This is a genomic window from Flavobacterium sp. 2755 (assembly GCF_031455715.1).
Taxonomy (GTDB): Bacteria; Bacteroidota; Bacteroidia; order Flavobacteriales; family Flavobacteriaceae; genus Flavobacterium.
Map to the genome: position 1 here is coordinate 211739 of NZ_JAVDTG010000007.1, position 23364 is coordinate 235102.

General features: G+C 33.4%; 16 protein-coding genes. 2 read left to right on the forward strand and 14 right to left on the reverse strand.

Annotated features, from left to right (window positions below; genetic code table 11):
• Window positions 1–627 precede the first annotated feature (627 nt).
• The 10 genes from J2Y38_RS17090 to rhaT all read right to left on the reverse strand — a co-directional run bounded on the left by J2Y38_RS17090 (window position 628) and on the right by rhaT (window position 16505).
• Entirely contained in the window at window positions 628–4668 is a 4041-nt protein-coding gene (locus J2Y38_RS17090; protein WP_309844852.1) for a two-component regulator propeller domain-containing protein, read from the reverse strand.
• Between the two features lie 319 nt (window positions 4669–4987).
• A complete protein-coding gene (locus J2Y38_RS17095; protein WP_309844855.1) occupies window positions 4988–5887 on the reverse strand; it encodes a carbohydrate kinase in 900 nt (299 codons plus the stop codon).
• 111 nt (window positions 5888–5998) lie between these two features.
• Window positions 5999–6538, reverse strand: a complete 540-nt coding sequence (locus J2Y38_RS17100; protein ID WP_309844859.1) for a hypothetical protein — start codon at window positions 6536–6538, stop codon at window positions 5999–6001.
• 467 nt (window positions 6539–7005) lie between these two features.
• A complete protein-coding gene (locus J2Y38_RS17105; RefSeq protein WP_309844860.1) occupies window positions 7006–7593 on the reverse strand; it encodes an LUD domain-containing protein in 588 nt (195 codons plus the stop codon).
• Entirely contained in the window at window positions 7586–8986 is a 1401-nt protein-coding gene (locus J2Y38_RS17110; RefSeq protein ID WP_309844863.1) for a lactate utilization protein B, read from the reverse strand. Before J2Y38_RS17110 ends, J2Y38_RS17105 begins: the two co-directional genes overlap by 8 nt.
• A 166-nt stretch (window positions 8987–9152) precedes the next feature.
• Window positions 9153–9893: a (Fe-S)-binding protein gene (locus J2Y38_RS17115; RefSeq protein ID WP_309844864.1), complete on the reverse strand. Its 741-nt coding sequence runs from the start codon at window positions 9891–9893 to the stop codon at window positions 9153–9155.
• Window positions 9894–10147: 254 nt separating this feature from the next.
• Window positions 10148–11509, reverse strand: a complete 1362-nt coding sequence (locus J2Y38_RS17120) for an FGGY-family carbohydrate kinase (protein ID WP_309844866.1) — start codon at window positions 11507–11509, stop codon at window positions 10148–10150.
• Between the two features lie 145 nt (window positions 11510–11654).
• Window positions 11655–12929 carry a TIM barrel protein gene (locus J2Y38_RS17125; RefSeq protein ID WP_180856700.1) on the reverse strand — a complete coding sequence of 425 codons (1275 nt, stop codon included), beginning with the start codon at window positions 12927–12929 and terminating at the stop codon, window positions 11655–11657.
• Between the two features lie 359 nt (window positions 12930–13288).
• The gene (locus J2Y38_RS17130) at window positions 13289–15430 is read right to left on the reverse strand and encodes a bifunctional aldolase/short-chain dehydrogenase (protein WP_309844869.1); all 2142 of its coding nucleotides are present in this window, start codon (window positions 15428–15430) and stop codon (window positions 13289–13291) included.
• Window positions 15431–15455: 25 nt separating this feature from the next.
• Window positions 15456–16505, reverse strand: coding sequence for an L-rhamnose/proton symporter RhaT (gene rhaT, locus J2Y38_RS17135; protein ID WP_309844871.1), 1050 nt, complete (start codon window positions 16503–16505; stop codon window positions 15456–15458).
• 385 nt (window positions 16506–16890) lie between these two features.
• Here rhaT and J2Y38_RS17140 point away from each other — a divergent pair, with 385 nt between their 5' ends.
• Together J2Y38_RS17140 and J2Y38_RS17145 are read left to right on the forward strand one after the other, a co-directional pair.
• Entirely contained in the window at window positions 16891–17931 is a 1041-nt protein-coding gene (locus tag J2Y38_RS17140) for a GntR family transcriptional regulator (RefSeq protein WP_309844873.1), read from the forward strand.
• A gap of 161 nt (window positions 17932–18092) precedes the next feature.
• Window positions 18093–19406, forward strand: coding sequence for a hypothetical protein (locus J2Y38_RS17145; protein WP_309844875.1), 1314 nt, complete (start codon window positions 18093–18095; stop codon window positions 19404–19406).
• A gap of 105 nt (window positions 19407–19511) precedes the next feature.
• Here the strand turns inward: J2Y38_RS17145 and J2Y38_RS17150 are convergent, their stop codons facing one another.
• From J2Y38_RS17150 to J2Y38_RS17165, 4 genes are all read right to left on the reverse strand, one after another.
• Window positions 19512–19688 (reverse strand): histone H1, encoded by a 177-nt coding sequence (locus J2Y38_RS17150; RefSeq protein ID WP_026729959.1) that lies wholly within the window; start codon window positions 19686–19688, stop codon window positions 19512–19514.
• A 392-nt stretch (window positions 19689–20080) separates the two neighbouring features.
• On the reverse strand, window positions 20081–21376 hold the full coding sequence (locus J2Y38_RS17155; RefSeq protein ID WP_309844887.1) for a DUF4861 domain-containing protein: 1296 nt from the start codon (window positions 21374–21376) through the stop codon (window positions 20081–20083).
• Between the two features lie 139 nt (window positions 21377–21515).
• Window positions 21516–21920, reverse strand: coding sequence for a hypothetical protein (locus J2Y38_RS17160; protein WP_309844889.1), 405 nt, complete (start codon window positions 21918–21920; stop codon window positions 21516–21518).
• A 498-nt stretch (window positions 21921–22418) separates the two neighbouring features.
• Window positions 22419–23162: a rhamnogalacturonan acetylesterase gene (locus J2Y38_RS17165; RefSeq protein ID WP_309844891.1), complete on the reverse strand. Its 744-nt coding sequence runs from the start codon at window positions 23160–23162 to the stop codon at window positions 22419–22421.
• Window positions 23163–23364 lie beyond the last annotated feature (202 nt).

Sequence of the window (23364 nt, forward strand, 5' to 3'; positions counted from 1 at the left end):
TGTTCCTGAGGCAAAACAGACTGCAATTGGTTATCTTGTTATTTTCATATTGGTGAGTTTGGTTAATTGTTAGTATATTTTTTTCCTTTTTTTCTTTCTTCTTTACTCTTTCATCTTTTAAGTCTTGCTGTTTGTTATTTTACCCGCAGTTTTTAAGAGCTGCGGGTATTATAAGTTATACTGTAAAACCAACTCTTACTTATTGTTTAAAAAAGGCTCAATTTTTTAAACGGCTAAAAAACTTATCGAAACAAACACTTATGATTATAACATAGTAATGTGACTAACTTCATTACTATTACTGCAAAGAAATGTTTAATTCAAACTCTCCAGCAGGGGTAAAATGGAAAAAAAAGGAGGTCAAATTTGCAATTAACCATTATTTTGAGTTAAATTTTAAGGACTATGAAAAAATATCAGCATATTTTTACACAATACGTAATTATTAAATTTCATGTTTTTTTGAGATTAAAACGTTTGCGTTTTTTGTTTTATACCGTTTGTCATTGCGAGGAACGAAGCAATCACACTAACAAAAATTACTAATTGATTCAGCACGTGAGATTGCTTCGTTTTTCGCAATGACCAATCTTTGTCGAGTTACAAGTAAATGATAATAGAACCTTATTATTTGATAATATTGAGATCTGAGTTGAAAGAACTCTTGTATTTTTTAATGTATTCTGATGGTGTCATTCCAAAGAGTTTTACAAACTGCTGTCTGAAATATTTTGGATCTTCAAAGCCAACTTCGGCACTTGCCTGAGTAATATTCATATCTTCAGTCAGCATTAACATGGCAGCTCTTCGAATACGTACTGAACGTATAAAAGCATTTAAAGTTTGTCCCGAAATGATCTTGATTTTGGTATAAAGCGTTCTGTGGCTCATTCCCATTTCGAGCGCAAAGTTTTTGATGGTAAAATCTCTTTTATGAATATTAGCTTCTACAATGTCAATACATTTTTTTAGCATTTCCTGATATTCTACCGGAACTTTTTGGGTGTTTTCCTTAAGTGTAATGCTGTCTAAGAAATAAGTTCTCAGGTTGCTTCTATTTCGCAATAAAGATTCTACACGTGCTTTAAGTATATCATCATCAAATGGTTTTGTGATATAATCATCAGCACCGTCATTTATTCCCTGCAAATGAGTTTCAGGATTTTTTGATGCCGTGAGCAGAATCACCGGAATGTGAGACAAGTCGTTGCTTTCTTTTATTTTTCGGCATAATTCTAAACCGTCCATTTCTTCCATTGTAATATCGCTGATTACAAGATCCGGCATGTGTTTTTTGGTTAGTTTTAAACCTTCTTCTCCATTTTCGGCACTGTAAACGACATAGTTTTCTGAGAATAATTTTATCAGATACGCTCTGATTTCAGCATTATCATCAATAATTAAAACGGTGCGTTTTTCAGTAAGCATGATTTTTTGGAAATCACTTTCTGAAACTATAGTGTTTGAAGTTGCATTATTTTCTTCGGAATCGTCAATTATTAATTCATCAAATAACTGGCTTCTTTGCGGAGCTTCATTTGTAATTTCGACATTTTCAAAATGACTGTTTCCTTTTAGAAAAGCTAGTTTAAATATACTTCCTTTTCCAATTTCACTTTCGCAGCTTACTTTTCCTTTATGTTTGTCTACAAAATATTTGACAATAAAAAGCCCAATTCCGAAACCGGTTCCTATTGAAACTTTTGAATTGATTTGTTTGAATTTTTCAAAAATTACCTCAATATCTTTTTTCTCGATTCCGTCGCCGTTATCCGAAATTTCAAGAAAAACCTCCTCATCACTTTCTGTTACTATAAGATTAATTTCGCCGCCAATTGGTGTGTACTTAAAAGCATTTGACATTAAGTTGAATAAGGAAATCTCAATTTTTTCATAATCGCCAATAATCACAATTTCATGATCGGGAATCGTAAAATTATAATCGATGTTTTTATCTTTTGCCTGATTTACAAAACATTGATACACTTCATTACAAAGGTTATTCACATTTATTGGCGATAAACGCAGCGAATCGGCATCATTTTCTGCTTTTCTAAAAAGTAAAAGCTGATCTACCAGACTTAAAAGTCTTCTAGCATTTCGGTGCGCAATGGCCAAATCACTTCCCGAAGAACCATTTTGGACGTCTTCTTTCTGAACTGCTTTTTTCAACGGATTTATAATCAGCGAAAGCGGTGTTCTAAATTCATGTGAAATATAAGTAAACATCGAAGATTGCTTTTCGGCAATTTCTTTTTCTTTCTTGCTTTCCAGTTCGGCAATTTTGACTTTATATTTTAGCTTTTCTTTGTTTTTATGATAATCGAGATAAACGAAAAGAAGTCCGGCAATACTCAAAATATACAATAAATAAGCCCACCAGGTTCTGTACCAAGGCGGCAGAACTTGTATCGAAACAAGGCTGACTTCTTTGTTCCAGCCTCCTTTAAAATTGGTTGTTTTTACTTTAAAAGTATATTTTCCTTCCGGAAGTCTGGAGTAATTTGCTTTTCGGGCCTGACCCACATAATTCCATTGTTCGTCCCAGTTTTCTAAAAAATAAGCATAATTTATTTTGTCGGCATTATTATAATCTAAGGCAACAAATTCTAAAGATAAAGTGGTTTGATCGTAAGCCAGTTCGACTTCTTTTATTTTTTCAGAATCAGTTCTAATTTCGGCTTTGCTTTCTTCAATTGGCTGATTGTTTACATAAAAATCAGTCAGCAAAACATTATTCTTTTGATTGAACCCTTTAATGGCTTCAGGAAAAAAGATATTAAAACCGTTTATTCCGCCAAAAAGAAATTCTCCTGTAGATAATTGAAGTCCGGCATTAAAACTAAACTGATTGCTTTGAAGTCCGTCATTTACAGAAAAATTACGGAAGGTTTTTCTCTTTTTATCAAATCGACAAATACCATTATACGTACTCATCCAAAGATTTCCTTCTTTATCTTCAAATAACCTTAAAATGGTGTTGGATGGAAGTCCGTCATCAGATGTAAATCTTTTGAATTTATTTGTTTTTCGGTCAAATAAAAGCAAACCGCCTTCCTGCGTTCCCAGCCAAAGATTTTTGTCTTTGTCTTCATGAATACATCGAACAGGATTTCCTATTGTAGTTTTGGTAATCTTTTTGGTGTTTTTTTCTATCGAAAATAATGAAGTATAATTTCCACCCCAAAGTTTCCCGTCGCTTGTTTCTATAATAGATTGCAGGTTGGTCACATTTTTATCAAAAAGAACAAAATTGTTTTGGGCTCGGTCAAAAAGGTACAAAGCACCTTCATTAGTGGCGCTTGCCCAAATATTTGCTTTTGAATCTTTGTAAACAAACCAAATGTTTTTCTCCACTTGTTTGGTGTACGGATTGTAACAAGAAAATTTTGTTACGGTATTATTTTGCTTATTGATTCGGTTTACGCCGCCAGCCCAGGTAGAAAGCCAGATATCATTATTGTTATCACGAACAATTCCGGTAATAAAGCTGCTTGAGAGTGCCTTGTTGTAGTTTATATAAGTATTGTTTTTTCGGTCCCAATATTTTAAACCTGCGCCGTCTGTCCCAACCCATAAATTCTTTTTTTCATCTTCGCAAAAAGACAAAATAAAGTTTTCGGCAGGATCTTTTCCATTGTATCTGATGCTTTTAAAATATTTTGGCGTATCGCTCAGCATACTGATTCCGCCTCGAAGGGAACCAAACCATTTGTTACCGGATTTATCTTCGTATAAACTCCAAACCGAATTGCTTTTTGCCAGTGGATTGTTTTTTACTGAATTATAAGGCACTGCTTTTTTATTGTTTCCAATAACCTGAAAAATGCCGCAGCCATCTGTCGTTACCCAGATTTCTCCTTTTTTGTCTGCGAGAATATCCGTTACACTGCATTTGTTTGAGAAATAATTATCAGAAAGTGCTCCGGTTTTGGTATTAAACAGAAAAAGTCCTTCGTCGGTTCCGAACCAAAGATTTCCATCTAAAGATAATTTCATTGCTTTTACGCCAATCGAAAGCGGAAAAACAACTTGCAATTTCTTTGAATTATAAGTGTAATTGCAAAGTCCCACATTTCGAATATAAACCCAGCTTCCCGATTTATTTTTATTTTCCTGAATGGCTATCGCATCGTAATTATTGACGTTGATTTGGTTTCCTAAAACAGTAAGCGGAATTGGTTTCCCAACAAATGAACCATTTTCGAACGCAACTAATCCTAGATTTTGAGAAGCAATTAAAAACAGTTTATCAGAAACAGACCGCATCTGATGTACAATGTCTTTTAAGTTTTTTGTTTTTTTATTGGAAGATGTATATTCAACCGAATGAAATGTAGCCGAGGTTTTATTATAAATACAAACTCCGTTGTTTCCTCCCACCCAAATGTTGTTTTTAGAATCGCCTTCGATATTGTAAATCGCATTAAACAATAATGATTTTGGATCGTTGATTCGGTTTCTAAAAACTTTGAAATTGTAGCCGTCATATCGGTTTAAACCATCGTAAGTTCCAAACCACATAAAACCTTCGCTGTCCTGAAATATCGTGGTTACGGAATTATTTGATAATCCGTCAGATATATCCAAAAACTTAACGGGATAATCTTGCGAATATCCTGAAAATGAAAAGCCTATTAGTAGAAGATATAGAACAAAATGCTTCAAAGTCTAATTTTTAAAATACTTGTAAAAAGTACAATTATAAGCTAATTTGACAGTATTTTACAAAAATTACAATATAAAAATTATATTTTGCCCTTTGTTTATAGGATTTTTATAGCGGTTGATTGTTTTTAATAAAGTTATACCTATAAAATGTTTTCACATAAAACCATCATCATTTCGCAATTTTGTCATTCCGAGGAACGAGGAATCTTCTCAAGTAGCTCCGATCCTATCTTTGTCGATCTTGCAACGAAGATTCCTCGTTCCTCGGAATGACAAACTTTGAAGATAAACAATACAAAAGTGAAATTACTTTACTCTATTTCTCCTTCATTATATTCTCAATATCAGATAAAGAAATTTTAGGATTTGCACCAGGCGAACCCGCAACCAAAGCTCCCATTGCACAGGCAAAATCTAAAGCTTGCTGCGGTTTTTTATCCGTAAGTAAAGAGGTTACTAAAGTGGCTAAAAAAGAATCTCCGGCACCAACAGTATCAGCAACCACAATTGGATAACCGTTATTTTCATAAAAAACACCTTCCCATAATAGCAAAGCGCCATCTTTTCCTCTTGTAACACATATTCCTTTTACGTCTGCCAAAGATGAGATGAAATTCATATTCTCTTTTAAATTGGTATGTGGGAAGTTTAATACCGATGCTATTTCTAAGATTTCTTCATCGTTGAACTTAACAAAATTGGCTGATTTCATTAATTGCTCAAGGATTTCATAGGTATAATGCGGCTTTCTTAAATTGACATCGAAAACTTTATAAGTATTTGTTTGTAAAAGTTCTTCTAATGATTTTCTGGAAACCTCATCTCTGCAGACCAAACTTCCGTAAATTAAAACATCAGCATCATTAGTAAGTTTTCTTGCTTCGTTATTTAATATAATTTTATCCCAAGCCGATGGATATTTTATTTCGTAAGTTGCAGATCCGGTTTTGTCTAAAGTTACGTTTACTAATCCGGTTGGGAAATCTTCTGAAGTAATTATGGAAGCGGTTTCGAGTCCTAAATCTTTTACGGTTTCTATGATGGCTTTTCCGTCTTCGTCGTTTCCTACGCAGCTAATCATAGCAACATCACATCCCAATGATCTCATTCTTAAAGCTACATTCAACGGTGCGCCTCCTATCTTTTTTTCGTTGGTAAAAACATCCCACAGCACTTCTCCGTAAGCAATCGCTTTAAGCTTTTTTTCGTTACTCATTCCTAATTTGTTTTTGTTAATCCTGAAATATAAAGTTATACTTTTAATTAAAACTGACCTAGGAATTGATTATTGTATAATAAAAAGAGGATTTTAAAAATCCTCTTTTTATTATTTCATCAACTTCATAACAGTATCATCAACTGGCAGACAATCTGTTTCTAGGGAATCTTTCCGTATATAATCTATTATTGCCTGATTCTTTTTGTTGTCCAAAATTATTGAGAGCTTATGTTCTGTTTCTTCCTGAATAAATATGAGTTTATCAACATTGCTTTTCTCTACAGTATTTATTGTATCATTTTTAATGGCACAAGCTTTCCCATAATATTCTGTTGTGCAAGGAGAAGTGTCACTGTAAAGATAAAAATCAATACAATCATTTTCTAGATATGTAATTCCTAACCATTGAGTTGTTCGTTCGTCATCATTCAATTCCTTATATTCATAAACTTTTGAAAATTTTGTCTTTATAGAATCCAGAAGTTTATCATCATTATTTTCTTTGTAATTGTTTTTATCATCTTGAATATTTTCATTAGGTTTATTTGAAATGACCGGAGTTTTTTTCGCAACTGCCTTTTCAGCATCGTTGTTTTTACAACTAATGAAAGAGGAAACAATTATAACGACCAATAAAATTTTCTTCATGTTTATAAATTACTAATTAATGTTTTTACAGGTTAAAGCTTTGTTTAGCAAATCTAGTATTAAAAAAAAGAGGATTTAAAAATCCTCTTTTTATATAATTATTATTTTTTTGTAATCATTCAAATACTCCTAACGGAGTATGCGTTATGTGCTGAAATTTTATTTTTTCTACCGACCATATACTCCTAGCGGAGTATCTCTGCTATACTTTGATTTCTTTTCTACCGATATTAAACCCCTAGCGGGGTATATTTAGCGGATAACTCTATCGTTGTTTTCTACCGATATGAAACTCCTAAGGGAGTATCTTTAATCGTCAATCCTATCGTTTTTTCTACCTATAAAACTCCTAACGGAATTAATTTGTAACGTTTTATCTATTTCAACAAAATATCTCGGAGAGATTAAATATCGGTAGCATTCCACGATTACACCTCGAAAATTTGTCCCGTAGGGACTACACTTATTTAATCCAATAAAAACACAATCAACCCTCGCGCTCCATGCGCACCTAAAACCAGCGACTGCTCAATATCAGCAGTTTTTGAAGGTCCGGCAATAAAAGTCCCGAAACCATATTCCTGATTTCCGATTCTTTCATAAGCTTGCTGCATCGTACGGACAATATCTTTTTTATGAACAATTATAGCTAAATACTGTGCAATAAAAGGCGCAATTCGCTGTCCTAAAATATCATCGGTTACCCAAAGTGCACTGTTTTCTGCAACTCCAAAATGGGCTTTTACAACCGTTAATTCAACATCCTGAAGTGAATGCGGATCAACATTATTCCAGTCTAAAGAAGCAATTTCTGAAAGTTCAGGAAGTGTTGTAATTAATCTCTTTTGAAGATTGTAATTTGATTTTATATAATTGATGATTTCACTGTAATTAGAAACCTCAACAGGATCTCCACCAATACCTTTTAAAACTGTTTTATAGGTTTCAAGTATATCAAAATCTTCTGAACCTAAAACACTTAAATCCGGCAGATCTGTCACTAAATCGGGTTGGTTTAGTTTTATTCTATTTAAAATTTCGGCTTTACTACTCATTGTCTTTTGCTTTAGATTCTCTCGAATTTTTCTTGTACCATTCTCTAAAAGATTCCTCGGGAACATCTGGCATCTCTCGCTGGTCGTACCATTTATTCAATTTATTATTGACCATTCCCGGAACATTTTTCATTACAAATCTTCCTGATTTTCCTGCGATATTAAAAATTGTTGGATTGGCTAAAACCGTTGCCATCGTTTTCATTGCAATTGTTTTACCTTTTGGTGTATAACCGTCTTTTACCAAAACCTGACGCCATTTGTACAATTGATCGTGAATATCAATCTTAACCGGACAAACATTGGTACAGGAACCGCAAAGTGTGCTTGCAAAAGGCAGATCGGCATTTTTGCTCATGTCTAAATTGGGTGCTAAAATAGAACCAATTGGTCCGGCAACTGCATTATGGTAACTGTGTCCACCGCTTCGTCTGTAAACCGGACAAGTGTTCATACAGGCACCGCAGCGAATACATTTTAGGGAATTTCTAAAATCTTCTCTTCCTAACTGCTTGCTTCTGCCGTTGTCGACAATAACTATGTGAAGTTCTTTTCCGTCTCTTGGTTTCTTGAAATGGCTTGAAAAAGTGGTTATAGGCTGCCCCGTTGCGCTTCTTGCCAATAATCTCAGGAAAACACCCAAATGTTTGCGCTGCGGGATCAGTTTTTCAAATCCCATACACGCGATATGAACATCGGCTAAATGCGCGCCCATATCCGCATTTCCTTCATTGGTGCAGACTACAAATTCTCCGGTTTCTGCAATGGCAAAATTAACTCCGGTTAAAGCTACTTTTCGGGTTAAGAAGGTGTTTCTTAAACTATGACGTGCTGATTCGGTCAAATACTGTGGATCAAAATTTCCTTTTTCTGTTCCTAAATGTTCGTGGAAAGTTTCACTTACATCTTCTTTTTTAAGATGAATCGCTGGTAAAACTATATGACTTGGCGGTTCTTTACGAAGCTGTACAATATATTCTCCTAAATCTGAGTCGATAACTTCTATGCCTTTTTCGGCTAAATAATCGTTTAAATGACATTCTTCTGTAAGCATTGATTTTGATTTCACCATTTGCTTTACATCATGTTTTGCCATGATCGAATGTACAATTTCGTTGTGTTCTTTTGCATCGGCTGCCCAGTGTACAATGATTCCGTTTCTTTGTGCATTGGCTTCAAATTCAACTAAATAATCGTGAATATTTGAGAGTACATTGGCTTTTATTTTGGATGCGGTTTCACGTAATAATTCCCAATCCTTAATTTGATGTGCCGATTTATCACGCTTTGCACGAACAAACCAAAGTGTTTCATCATGCCAGTTGACACGCTCTACATCTTTGTTGAACTTTGCTGCGGCTTCGCTGTGCTGTATTATTTTTTCTGATGACATTTTTAATTATTTAAAAGTCAATTTTGAAATGTTTATGATAGTGTTTATTTAACCGCAAAGTGCGCAAAGAAAAAAACGCAAGCTGCGCAAGGATTAAAATTAACTTTGCGAACCTTGCGTAAAACTTTGCGAACTTTGCGGTTAAATTTTATACTCAACATCTATTTTAATTTTCGAGTGAATTTAAAATTTCAGCAATATGTATCGTTTTTATTCGGCTTTTTTGTCTTTTCAAAATTCCGTCTAAATGCATTAAACACGACATATCGCCACCTGTAATATAATCTACATTGTGGCTTTCGTGATCTTTAATTCGGTCTTGTCCCATTTTTACAGAAATAGCTTCTTCGGTCACACAAAATGTTCCTCCAAAACCACAGCATTCGTCTTTTCTCGTTAAAGCAACTAAATCAAGTCCTTTTATATTATGCAGTAATTGTTCAGGTTTTGAGAAAAATGGCGCGTTTAGTTCTGACATTTGAGAAAGATGTAATCCGCGTTGTCCGTGGCAGCTTACGTGCATTCCTACTTTAAAAGGAAAACTTCCGTCTATGTGGTCAATTTTTAAAATATCAGTTATAAATTCTGTTAATTCAAAAACGGTGCTTCTAATTTTTGTTGCGGCTTCTTCATTTTTTTCGTCATGCAAATGGTCTTTTACATGCAGTACACAACTTCCTGAAGGGCATACGATATAATCGAATCCGGTAAAATTAGCGACAAAGTTGGCATCACAGCCTTTGGTTAAATGTGCATAACCGCTGTTTGCCATTGGCTGTCCGCAACAGGTTTGTCCCATCGGAAAATGAACTTCACAGCCTAATTTCTGTAAAAGTTCGTATGTCGCAATACCTACTTTTGGGTAAAACTGATCGACATAACACGGTATAAATAGTCCGATTTTCATTTTTTATTATTTTATTTTTAGCCCGCAGATTTGGCAGATTAAACAGATACATGCTGGTTTTCGAAAATTAAATCTGAATGAATCTACTCGTTCGTTTGTCATTTCGACGAAGGAGAAATCTTCGTAAGTAACTCCGTAACTAAAGTCCAATCTTTGTCGAGCTTCTCGCGAAGATTTCTCCTTCGTCGAAATGACAATACTATCTCAATTTAACGCACATTTTAATTCTTAATCTATTTATCTGCGTTATTATGTTAATGCTTATAAAACTTCAAATCAATTAAATCATTCTGGATTGGTTTAGGATTCCAGTTTTGATGAATTGCCAATGCTGCTCCTAAAGCACTTGCCTGCGCCATCGATGCAGCATAAACTTCAACATCCGGAAAAGCTTCGGCTAATAAATTCATATAAATGGAATTTTTGCTGAAACCTCCGTCTACAAAAATTTTCTTTACAGGGCTGTTATGAATGACTAAGTTAGTTGAAAAAACCTGCTGTTCTACCAAATCTAACATTAATTGATGATAAGCGATTTCGTAATTTTTGAATGTTGAAAGGTCTCTGTTTTGAAAAGGACATTCTTTCAGAATATCAAAATTATATTTTTTAGGATAAATGATTTGAAAGTTTAATGCGCGTAAATTTGAAACAACATTTTTATCAAAATAAACGTCTTTGTACGTATCAACCGGAACGTTAAAATGTTCTGCTAAACGTTTGGTCTGTACTTCGTGTTCGTTTCCTGCAAAAAGTCTTGCCGCTTTTACAGGCTTTTCTGTGTATTGTAAATAACACAAACAATCGTTTTGTAACTCTTCAAAAGTCAACGGCTTATTATTGAATGGATTTAAGGAAATACTCCAGGTTCCTGTTGATAATAAAACAAACGGTTCTGTAAAGTTTATGGTATACGGAATTATCGCCGATGAACTATCGTGAAGTCCTGCTCCTACTGCTAAACCATCTTTTGTTTTTATAACATCTTTTCCGTTATAAAACGGTGGAATTTTACCTGAAATTTTTTCACTTTTTAACCATTTGTGGTATTTCATTTTTTTGAAATTCCAAAGATTGGTATGACAGCCAACGCTTGTAATATCGGCGTAAGCTTCATTGGTTAAAAGAAAACTCAAAAATTGCGGAAGATGCAGACAATATGCTACCTTTTTAAACAAGTCCGGTTTTTCTTCTTTCAAACGGTAAATCTGCATTCCTGAATTTAGACTTCCCAAAACGGGAGAAGCTGTTTTTACAGCAAATGCTTCTTTTCCTTTGTATTTTTTATAGAAGTCGTTTTTTAAATCCTCCGGATAATCTTTTAAATAATTATACAGAGGAGTTAAAACTTTTCCTTCTTTATCAATGTAGACAAAACTAGCACCGTAAGTACTAAAATTGATGGCTTTTAAAACATAATTAGTTAAGGCTTTTATTTCTGACAAGCGCTCAAAAATCCAGTTTTTAAGCAGCTCTATATCTTCGCAGGGAAAACCGTCTTCGTCGACTGTTTCGTCAAAATTGACTGATTTCTCCCAAACAATTCTATAGTTTTCATCAAATAAAAATACCTTTTTGTTTGTTTTACCAATATCAAAAATTGCAACTACATTCATTTTTTTTTAATTGTGAATTGTGAATTATTAATTGTTAATTATGGATTATGATTTTGCTAAGTATTTTTGTTTTTACATTAAACAACCAATATAAGCAACATTGGTATCAACTTATAATTTATAATTAACAATTAATAATTTATAATTATAAGCCTGTTGCCAATGTTTTTAATCCTCTTTCTCCAATAAGATTTTTTCTAACAGAAAGACTTCTGTATAATTCTACTGGATTTAAAGCCGCTCCTGAACGTAAACGAGCTTCGGCAACTAATGCGCGAACATCTGTACGGAAAGCGTTTTGAAGAATTTCCTGTGCTTTTACTACGTCATTTTCCTGCTGTGCTTGTTCTAATGCTTTTCTATCTACAGAAAGTGCCTGCGCGTAAGCAATCATAATGGCTTCAACAGATTGTAATAAATCTTCTAATGGATCTTTAATGTTGTGCGATGCGTCGATCATCCAGCCTAAATCTTTGGCATGGTTCATTCCTCTTGCATCCATTCCTTCAACTAATTCATTGAAGATCAAGAATAATTGATATGGTTTTAAGGCTCCGGCTGTTAAATCGTCGTCTCCATATTTTGAATCGTTAAAGTGGAATCCACCCAGTTTGTTTTCCATTAATAATAATGAAACGATCTGTTCGATATTAGCGTTTGGTAAATGATGTCCTAAATCGACTAAAGTTTGTGCTTTATCGCCTAATTTTTTCACGTAAGAATAGGATTGTCCCCAGTCTGCAACTGTTGTGGAATAAAAGTTAGGTTCGGCACATTTGTATTCTAAAAATAGTTTCCAGTTTGAAGGTAATGCATCGTAGATTTCTTCTAAACTTTCTAAGGTATTTTGGTACGCTTTACGGAAGTTTAACTGTCCAGGAAAATTAGAACCATCAGCCAGCCAAACAGTTAAAGATTCTGATCCTAATTCGATTCCGTGTTTTATAACTTCAATATTGTGTGCAATTGCCTGTTTACGAACGGCTTTATTTACGTTTTGTAACGATCCGTATTTGTATGTATGTTCCGCATCTGCCTGATCCTGAAATGTATTCGAGTTCATGGCATCAAACTTTAAATTGTGCTGTGATGCTAATGTTTTGATTGCTTTATAATCTTGTGGAATATCCCACGGAATATGAAGCGAAATGGCACCTGAAGCATTGTTTAATTTATGAAGTAACCCAACATCTTCGATTTTTTCTTCGATTGAACGTGGTTCTCCTCCTCCTGCAAAACGTCCGAATCGTGTTCCTCCTGTTCCTAAAGCCCAAGATGGAATTGCGATTTGAAAATCGATTAGTTTTTTAATAATCGACTCTGTATTATCAATTTCTGATGCTGTAAAAACAAGTTTGTTTTGGTGTTTTTTTAATAATCCCTCGTTATGAGATTCGATGTGGTTTGATCCGATTAACATAGTTATTGATATTTTAATAGAGTTACAATATATGAATTTTAGACGCTGATTTTACGGATTCGCTATCGCGAAGACGCGGAAAAAGACGGATTTTTTATAATAATGAATTAAAAAATCTGTGTAGATCAGCATTTTTGCGATAGCGAATCCGTTTTATCCGCGTTCTATGTCAATATTTTCAATATTTTCAGCTTAAATTTTTTATACTGAACTCTGGTTTAACTTTACTATTTTATGGTAATTGGTCTGCTTATAAAAATGGGATGTCTAAAAAAATCTAACGTTCGAAAAAATTCGAACGCTAGACCACAAAAAACCACTTTTGCTTAAACAAACTTATAAAAAAACTTAAATAATTTTTATCTATAAAAGCCCATTGCAACGCCGCCGTCTACGTTTAAGGCATTTCCTGTTGATTTGTTCAGGAAACCTCCAACAAACGCAAAACAAGCATTTGCAATATCATCCGGCAATATGATTTCATTCAATAACGTACGTTTTGCATAGTAAGCCGGTAATTCTTCTACCGTGATTCCGTATGCTTTTGCACGACCTTCTGCCCATCCGCCAGACCAAATATTGGAGTCTGAGATTACAGCATCAGGATTTACGGTGTTTACACGAATTTTATCGGCTCCTAATTCGGCTGCCATTAAACGTGTTAAATGCGCCTGAGCGGCTTTTGCAGAACCGTAACCCGGATTATTTGGTCCGGCTACAACTGCATTTTTAGAAACGATATTTACAATATCGCCTCCAAAACCTTGTTTGCGCATTACTTCGATTCCGGCTTTAGAAACAATAAATTGTCCTTTTACCAAGATATCGTATAATCTGTCCCACTCTTCAAGTGTATGTTCTGCAATAGATTTAGAAATACTGATTCCTGCATTGTTTACAATAATATCTACACCTCCAAAAGCTAAAGAAGCTTGGTCTAAAGCTAATTCTGTGCTTTTTTCATCTGTAACATTCAATAAAGTGCTTGAAACTGCATCTTTACCAAAAGCTTTAATAAACTCAGCTGTTGCACCTTCTAAACGCTCTTCGTTGATATCATTGATTACTACACAAGCACCTTCCTGAGCAAATTTCTTCGCGATAGCTTTACCAATTCCGCCAGCAGAACCTGTAATTACAGCTACTCTGCCAGACAATGCTTTTGGTTTTGGCATACGTTGTAATTTTGCTTCTTCTAATAACCAATATTCAATATCAAATGCTTCCTGGTGCGGCAGTGAAGTATATTCTGAAACAGCTTCTGCACCTTTCATTACATTTACGGCATTGATATAATATTCTGATGCCAAACGCGCCATCGTTTTATCTTTTGCAAAAGTGAACATTCCAACTCCCGGATATAAAATTACCACCGGATTTGGGTCACGCATTGCAGGTGAATTTGATTTCTTGCAGGCATTATAATAGTCTTTGTACATGGCACGGTAAGCTTCAAAAGCCGGAGCTAATTTTGCTTTTACCGCATCAACATCTGATAAATCTTCGTTTGGATCTAATGTTAAAACCAGGGGACTGATTTTTGTTCTTAAAAAGTGATCCGGACAAGAAGTTCCTAATGGAGCTAATTTTGAAAGATCGTTTGAATTGATGAATTCCAATACTCTTGCATCATCTGTATAATGTCCAATCATTTGACGTTCTGATGAACAGAAACCTCTTAAAATTGGGGCAACTTTTGCAGCTTTTAATTTACGGTCTGCTTCCGGAAGGCTTTCGATTTTCTGGCCTCCAAAAACCGGACGTTTTTTACCGTAGTTATTTTCTAAATATTCGGCACATTTCTCGATTACTTCCAGCGTATTAATATAACTTTCGTACGCAGTATCTCCCCAGGTAAAAAGACCGTGAGAACCTAACATGATGCCGCGTAGTTTTTTTCCTTTTTTTGCAGCTTCTTCTAAACAGCTTCTTAACTGAAGTCCTAAGTCAAAGCCCGGACGCTGCCAGCCTACCCAGCCAATTTCTCCGTCAAATAATTCTTCGGTGATTTTTGCTCCGTCTTTTGCAGCAGCGATTGCAATTGCTGCATCCGGATGAAGGTGGTCAATATGTTTGAATGGTAAAAAACCATGTAAAGGCGTATCGATAGATGGTGCTTTTGAAGCCAGATCGAAAATACAATGATTGAATAATTCTACCATTTCATCTTCAAACTCGATTCCTCTGTAAACGTTTTCAAGATTACGTAATCTGTCTAAATACAATGCTGCACAGCCAGATTTTGTCAATGTACCAATATCTCCTCCAGAACCTTTAATCCACATAACTTCTGAACTTGCTCCTGTTAAGGGATCTTTGTCTGTAATTTTTACAGAAGTATTTCCTCCTCCATAGTTAGTCAATCTTAAATCGGCTCCTAAAAGGTTCGAACGATAAATGAAAAGCGCTACTTCATCTCCTGCTAATGCTGCTGCTTTAGCTTCATCCCAAAGATAGCTCACATGCTTAAAATTCATATTTTTTGTATTTGTATTTGACATTGTTATCATATATTTTTTCAAGTATTTACAAAGAATTCCCAATTCCGACTAAAACGATCGAAAGCATTATCAATCCGATTCCCCAAATAAAAGTTCTGAATGTTTTTTGCGAAACACCCTGCCACTCTTTCAAATAGAATCCCCAAAAATTTGCTGTTAAAATAATGGTTGCCATATGCAGAATCCATGAACTGGCACCGTTTCCTAATTTGCTTTCGCCCATTCCGTAGAAGAAAAACTGCAAGAACCACATTGTTCCGGCAAGAGCAGAATACAAAACGTTTTTAGTAATTGGCGTTGCTACATTGAAGTAATCTCCAATTGATTTGTTTTTGAAATTAAGATACAAACACCAGATAAAATTGGTGGTTAAACCTCCCCAAAGTAAAACAATATAGGTTACGTTATTTTGAAATAACGGGTTACAGCCATTTATTACGGCCTGTTCTGCCATTGGTTTTCCGGCTTCGATTCCGTAATTAAAAAAAGAACTTAAAATTCCTGAAATTACCGCTACAGTTAAACCTTTTGCTAAACTGAAATCTTTGTCTTTATCTTCATGACCTGTCGCAAAATCTTTTTCTTTTAGCATTCCTGCTTTTCCAGAAATCGCTATTCCCAACAAGCATACTGCTACTCCCAATAAAACCAGCTGTCCGCCAGAATTAGAAAGCATATGAGAAAATGAAATTTTGCCTTCTGCCGGATTAAAATCGTAATATATTGAAGGGACTAAAGCTCCAAAAGCAGAACAAAATCCCAATGTAATTGAATTTCCCAAAGACATTCCTAAATAACGAACGCCAAGACCGTATGTTAATCCGCCTATTCCCCAGATCAGTCCCATTGAAAAAGTAAAGGTTTTGATGGCTGGCGACGCTGATATAATAATTTCAGTAAAATTTGGAATCGTTAAATAAGCAGCAATTGGCGGTACAATTAACCAGGAAAAAAAACCACCTACGAGCCAGTAGCTTTCCCAAGCCCAATCTTTAACTTTTTTAAAAGGCATATAAAAACTACCCGAAGAAAATCCTCCGATAGAATGAAAAATGATTCCTAATAATGATCCCATTTAATAATTTTGTTTGTGGTTAATTGCGATAGTTAATTTCGTTTTGTAAAATAATATAATGTAGAAAAGAAAACTGTCCTGTACTATCCTTTATGATTCGTGTATTTTTTGTTAAAAGTGCGCATTAATTGCAAAGATCAATGCAATTGTATTCGAAAAATAAATTTAAAAGTGCTACTTTAGCAATCGATTTCGTAATTATTATATCCACTATTTAGTATAACTGCCTGAAAATAAAGAGTACTTTTATTTTATCGCTGTTGTTTGTAAGGAAAGTAGTAAAATCAGTATATAAAGCCGTTTTTAGGATTGCTTTTTATAAAATTATAATTAAAAAAATTTTGTTTCATGCCCCCTAACCTGAAACAGATTGCAAAATACCAGCATGATTAAATTAATTAAAATAGACGAAGATTCGAGGATTCCCAAATACAAACAAATTGTTGACTCGATTTTGCAGAATATTTCTAACGGAAATTTAAAAATCAACCAAAAAATCCCTTCTATAAACAGTTTCAGCGAAGAGTTTTATATGTCGCGCGATACGGTTGAAAAAGCTTATAATATTTTAAAGGAAAGAAAAATCATATCTTCGATTAGAGGAAAAGGCTATTATATTACCCGAACAAAACTGGAGTCGAAAGTAAATATCTTGTTCTTATTTAATAAACTGAGCGCTTATAAAATGAAAACCTACAGCTCGTTTATTGATACTCTTGGTGCCAACGCGCATACTGATCTTCATATTTATCATTGCGACGAAACGCTGTTTTTAAATTTACTGGATAAGTTTGAAGGCGCTTATGATTATTATGTTATTACGACGCATTTTAAAACAGATGAATTAAAACATTTGAGTTTTACGGATGAAGTTGCCAAAGCGATTCAGAGAATTCCGGAAGAGAAACTGGTTTTAATGGATAATATCAAACTTTCGCATGAAGGTGAAATCATTAAAATTTATCAGGATTTTGAAAATGATATTTACAACGCACTGAAAGAGGGTTTAACGAAAATCACTAAATACAAAAAATTAATTTTAGTTTATCCTGATAAAGCGGTTTACCCATATCCGAGAAGAATTCTGCATGGTTTTAGAAAATTTTGTGTTGAACATGAAATCAACTTTGAAATTCTTAGTGAAGTTTATGATGATATGATTCTTAAAAAGGGGGACTTATTTATTACTATTGAAGAATCTGATTTGGTTAATTTAATGAAACAGATTCGCGATGAGGAATATGTTTTAGGAAAAGACATCGGAGTTATTTCTTATAATGATACGCCTTTAAAAGAATTACTGGGCATCACCGTAATGTCTACTGATTTTAATATTATGGGAGAAACTGCTGCGAGAATGATTTTGAATAAAGAAAAAGGTCAGTTTAAAGTGCCTTTTAATTTTATTGATCGGAATTCGATTTAAGATGCTGAGATACTATCCCGATAGCTATCGGGACTAAGTTTTTTACATACTATAAACAAAACCTCCAAATGCTTTATCTGGAGGTTTTGTTTTTTCAAATAAAAACGTACCAATCCCAACCTTTTTACAATTTATTATATCATTATAATAAAAGTAAGTCTATGAAAAATATACTTTATGTATTGCTGATTTTATCTTGCATTCTTTTTAATTCGTGCAAGGCAAAATTAAAATATTACCCTTTTTCAGATACGCCCTATTCTATATTTATGAAAGGTTCTAATAGCGGCGTAATGGTTACAGAAACTAAACAAGTTCTTATTCCTGCAAAGTATGCCGCAATAGATCGATATTTAGTTGGCAAACCTTATCCTTCTACATCAAAGCAGATTTTTTATATTGGATATTCTCTAATAGACAGCATTAGTATGTCCTATAAAGATTTTTTGTTTAATGTAAATGGTAAGCTGATATATACTTTTGAGGAAGGCGAAAGTCTAAAATCACTTTTTAACCACAATAAACAGCTTTATCTTATAACAAAAAAACAATTTTTAGGTGAGCAAACAATTCCTGAGCAGACCAATCTTGCAAAATATAATGACAAATTATTTCGCTTAGATGATAATAAAGCGATTGAAATTTGTAGTTATCCTGTAATAACTCATCTTGATAAAAATATGATTTATCTTAATAGTGATAATCAATTTGGGTATTTTGATCTCAATACAGATAAAAAGATTCTATTAAAATTGTATAAAGATTTTCAAAGCTATTTATATGTAAAAAAGAAAAATGAAATTTGGGCACAGAAAAGTAATGTAGAAATCGGAAAACCCAATCCATATTATGATACCGTTATTGACAGCACATTAAACGTAAAACCTAATACTGCCAAAAATGTACTAATGGCTTATGATAAATATTATTTTTCTGAAACTGAAAAAGGAATTCAAATTGTTGATTTTGATGGAACAGTTTCTCCTTTTGCCTATCCTTTTCTCGAGCCTGTAAAACATAGGGTAGCTCATGATGGTAATATTCACATAGATCATGATTTCATTACAGATAAACTTTTTGCTTTTTCACCTGAAAAAAAAGGAGATATAATGGGTATTATAGATCAAAGTGGAAAGATTATCCTGCCTGCCGAATTTAATCTAATCGGGATGCAGGAGATACATTATTATTATCAGCCAAGTGAGGAGTTACGAAATTTTTTTAAGGATAATAAATTATCAAACTTTTACTATTTTACGGTTAAAAACGAAGATGACCATGATATATATGCTTTATACAATCAAGATGGTCAGGAAATCATAAAATTAAAAGAAGACAAAAAAGATCGTTGGACGTATCAGTTTGATTTAATGGAACAAAACCGACTACAAATTAAGTTTCAATGCAGTAATAAAACTAAAATATATGATTTAAAAACCAAAGAATTAATCGCTGTTGGACCAAGGCAATGGTAAGCTTTTTTAGAGGTGCTAAGGTGCTAAGATTCTGAGATACTAAGGTTTTAAAACCTAGATATTGGAGCAAAAAAAACCTCGCCAGTTGACGAGGTTTTAGTTGTATTATTTTTTTGATTCTTCGATAGAAACTTTTCTGAACTCTTTTAAAAGTTTTTCGATTTCTAAAGTAGCTTTACGTGCTCTTGGTCCTGCAGCTTTGATACCTTTTTCAGTTAAAGATTCAGCTTCTGCTTTGAATGTGTCAATTTCGGCGTTGATTTTTACTAATAGATCTTTCATGCTTATAATTATTAAATTAAGGCGCAAAAATAGAAGTTTGATTGATAGTTACAACATATTTGCTGTTAAAATTATCATTGTTTTTTACTCTTTAAATTAACCTTAAATTTACGAATCACATTTTTCTAAATCTTCTTTTTGCAATAAACTATTAATCAGACAATTATTATCAAAACAAAATTTCAGAGCTTATTTAGACGTGTTTTAAAATAGGTTTATAAAAAAACAAAACGTTTTTAAAGTATAAGATTTTCGCTTAAATTTTTATTTCGCCACTGAGAATGTGTGGAATTTTTCCCCAATTGATTGTCTATTTACACGCAGAACTTCTAAATACAAGTCAAATATTAAGATTTTGTTATTAGCTATCTTAAATGAAGTTAATATAAAACTCACTTAATGCTTACCTTAATTTTAGCTGAAAGCTGCTTTGCCAAATTGGTTACATAATTGGTAAAATAAACAGAATCCTTAAAGTTTGTATCTGCGCTTAATTCCCATCCCGCTATCGGATAATAACTTATTTGTTCGTTGTTCTTTGTTTTCAGTTTTATGAGATAAGAATCTGTCAGCTGTCCCGTTTTTGGTGCTTCCATATATCCTTTATAAACATTTTTAGGAACAATAACTGCTGTTCCTAAAATCCATTGACGTTCATAGGTTAATTTATCATGTTGAATAAAACACACAAAATCCCCAGCTTCAATTACCTGCAGCGGATTTTGGTTGTTAAGGTTAGAAAGCGTTACAAGCAGCATTTCGTTTCCTTTTAAACCATTTAGCGAAACTGTATTTTTATAGCCATACATTCCCGGCCAGATCGAAGTTGTTTCCTGTGCCTGATATTTATTTCCTGAGGCTTTCCAATTTTGATAGTTGTAACTTAAAACCGAATTAACCGGACCTTCGCTTACGATTTTAAAAGTTGTTTTTTCAATAGTATTTAAAGTATCAGCCGCAAGTATTCCTAGTCTTTTGATTTTATTGTCATTAGTCAATAAGGCAAAACCTCCTAAACCAGCCGAATTTCCAACAGGAAAAATATCTCTTCCCCAATCGTACATTACATGATAATTGTCTTCAACGGCACCTTTGCTGTTAATTCCAACATCCTCCGGCGTTATTCCCGGTAATTTTTTTCCAAATACATCTTTTGAGTTTCTTCCGTCTAAATAATGCCTGAAACCTACTTTATCATTTTCCCAGGTTGGGCCGTCAGTTTGGTACTTTTGGTATCCTAATTTTTTATGCACTTGGTCTGCCATTAAAACTTCCTGCGTATCAGGATGAACAGGAAGGTTCTTTCCTTCTCTTTTTCCAAATCGTACACTTGTTTTTATTGGGTATTTAGGATCTTTATTTGACCAATTCAGCACTATTGTTTTTTCTTCATTTGGAGAAAAATCGGTTACAAAAAAAAGTTCATCCCATTTTCCGTCACTGTTTAAATCATTAACCTGTACAGGAATTGTATCGTTCTTAAAAAGTAAAACCGGATAATTTCCTGAATCTTTATTTATAGTAAGCTGACTTCTTTTTACAGCAATCGCTTTTTGAAATAATTCAATATTAGAAGTGTTTTTTAAAACGATCTTATTTTCTTTAGAAAGTTTTTGCTGCGCCTGGCACGACGCGAAAATTAGTACAGAGAATGCGGTTGATGCGTAAAGTTTAATGGTACTTTTCATTCTTTTTATTTTAAACCAATTTAAGTATTTAAATGAAATCAATTATAATTTCATTCTAAATTTACAGCACAAAAACATTTTCTGTATCCTGCGCTTCCCTGTATGGTTGAAATAAAATCAGGAAAAAAAATAGGCAGTTTTAAAACTGTGCCATAAAAAACAACGCTTTTTGAAGGCTGTCAAGCTGAGTTTGATTAAGTGCCGGAGTTAAAAATTTAATTTCAGGGATTTTTGAGATAAAATCAGAAGTGTCTTTAAAATAAGAATTCAACTCTTTTAAAAGCTCATTTCTTGATTTTGATGCATCTATAAGTTTTAGGTTTTTAATCTCATTAAAATAAAGCAGACTATTGTGCAAATGTTTATTAAAGAAACAAACCATTACATTAGTTCCCTTTTTCTCTAATTTTAAAAAATCTATTAATTCTGATTTGTCGTATACAACAAATATAGAACGTTCAAAATCTTTTGGTTTGCTTCCGTTTTCTAACAGGAAAGAATCTTCAGAAAATTCAAACTCTTCTTTAAATTTTCTTTTGAACATTTTTAAAAAAACGCCCTGATTATCTCGATGTAATTGGTGTTTTTGTTCCAATACCAACCTGCGAACGGGCCGAAAATGTAGCCAAAACAACAAATAAAGGGAGTAATCTATTTTTCATAACCTTTTAATTATTATGTGTTTAATTATTTTCTTAAGTCTTTAAAATTCAATCATCTAGATTTGAAGGTGCAAAGTTCTCCTGAAAATCAATTTATTTTTGCCCGTAAAAGTTTTTAAACTTATAGATTAAGGTATATATGAAAATAGAGGTTAAATTATAGGGAATAATTCCTATATTGCGGAAGGCAAATATCAATAATGGCGTTAAACAAAAACAAACTAAGTGCTTAATAAACAGCTAATTGATTTATAAAAATACAAAAAAAAAGAGAGAAAACTTACATTTTCTCTCTTCCTGCTGTTTTAGTCTATATACTTACGCAGCATGAGTAAGTATATAGACTAAATATTGATACACTTTTGTGAATGATAATTGTGCTACCTTATTCCTTTTTTGAGTTTGTCTAAAGATTTATCATTCAAAACTTTAATTTGATTGATTACTATTTGGGCAATTGTTTTGGCCCCCAATAAAGAAAGATGTGTATCATCTGCTTTATCTTTATCATAATAGGCATTTTCGCCTGCTTTAAAATGCAAATGCAGTTGTTTTGATTTTTCCGGCCCGTAAAATTGTTCCAGTGTTTCAGTAAAATATTCTAAATCAATAAAAGGTACTTTATATTCCTGTGCCACTAAACGAGTTTCTAAAGGATAATCGCCGTGGGTGGGTACTAATACTCCTTTTTCATTAAAGTTACGTCTCGCAATTGAAGTTAATAAAATTGGAATAGCTCCTTTTTCCCTGCTTTCTTTTACAAAACGAATTAAATTATATCTATAGGCCGTATGCGGGTTTGTATAACGGGAAGAATCTTCTATTTTTTCATCATTATGGCCAAATTGTATAAAGACATAATCTCCTTTTTTTAGTTCTTTATAAATGGAATCCCAGCGCTTTTCGTTGATAAAACTTTTTGTACTTCTTCCGTTTACCGCTTTGTTTACCACTACTATATCTTCTGTAAAAAATGGCTGTAAAACTTGTGCCCAGCCATGCTCAGGATTTCGTTCAGGATCTTTTTTGTTTGCCATTGTTGAATCGCCTATAGTATATAAGGTCGTTTTTTGTGCAAAACAAGCCGATGAGATTAGCAATAATATTATGATGTATTTTTTCATTTTCTTTTATTTTTTATTACAGTTGTCAGTCTGAGCGAAGTCGATGACCTTTTACGTTATGAAGATCCTTCAAATTAGCTCAAGGACATATCTTTATGGATTTTCTTTGTGTAGACGCACTGCTGTGCGTCTCTACGGAAAACCTTTGTATCTTCGTACCTTTGAAACTCAAAAAATCAGAAGAACAAATTTGACATTACTC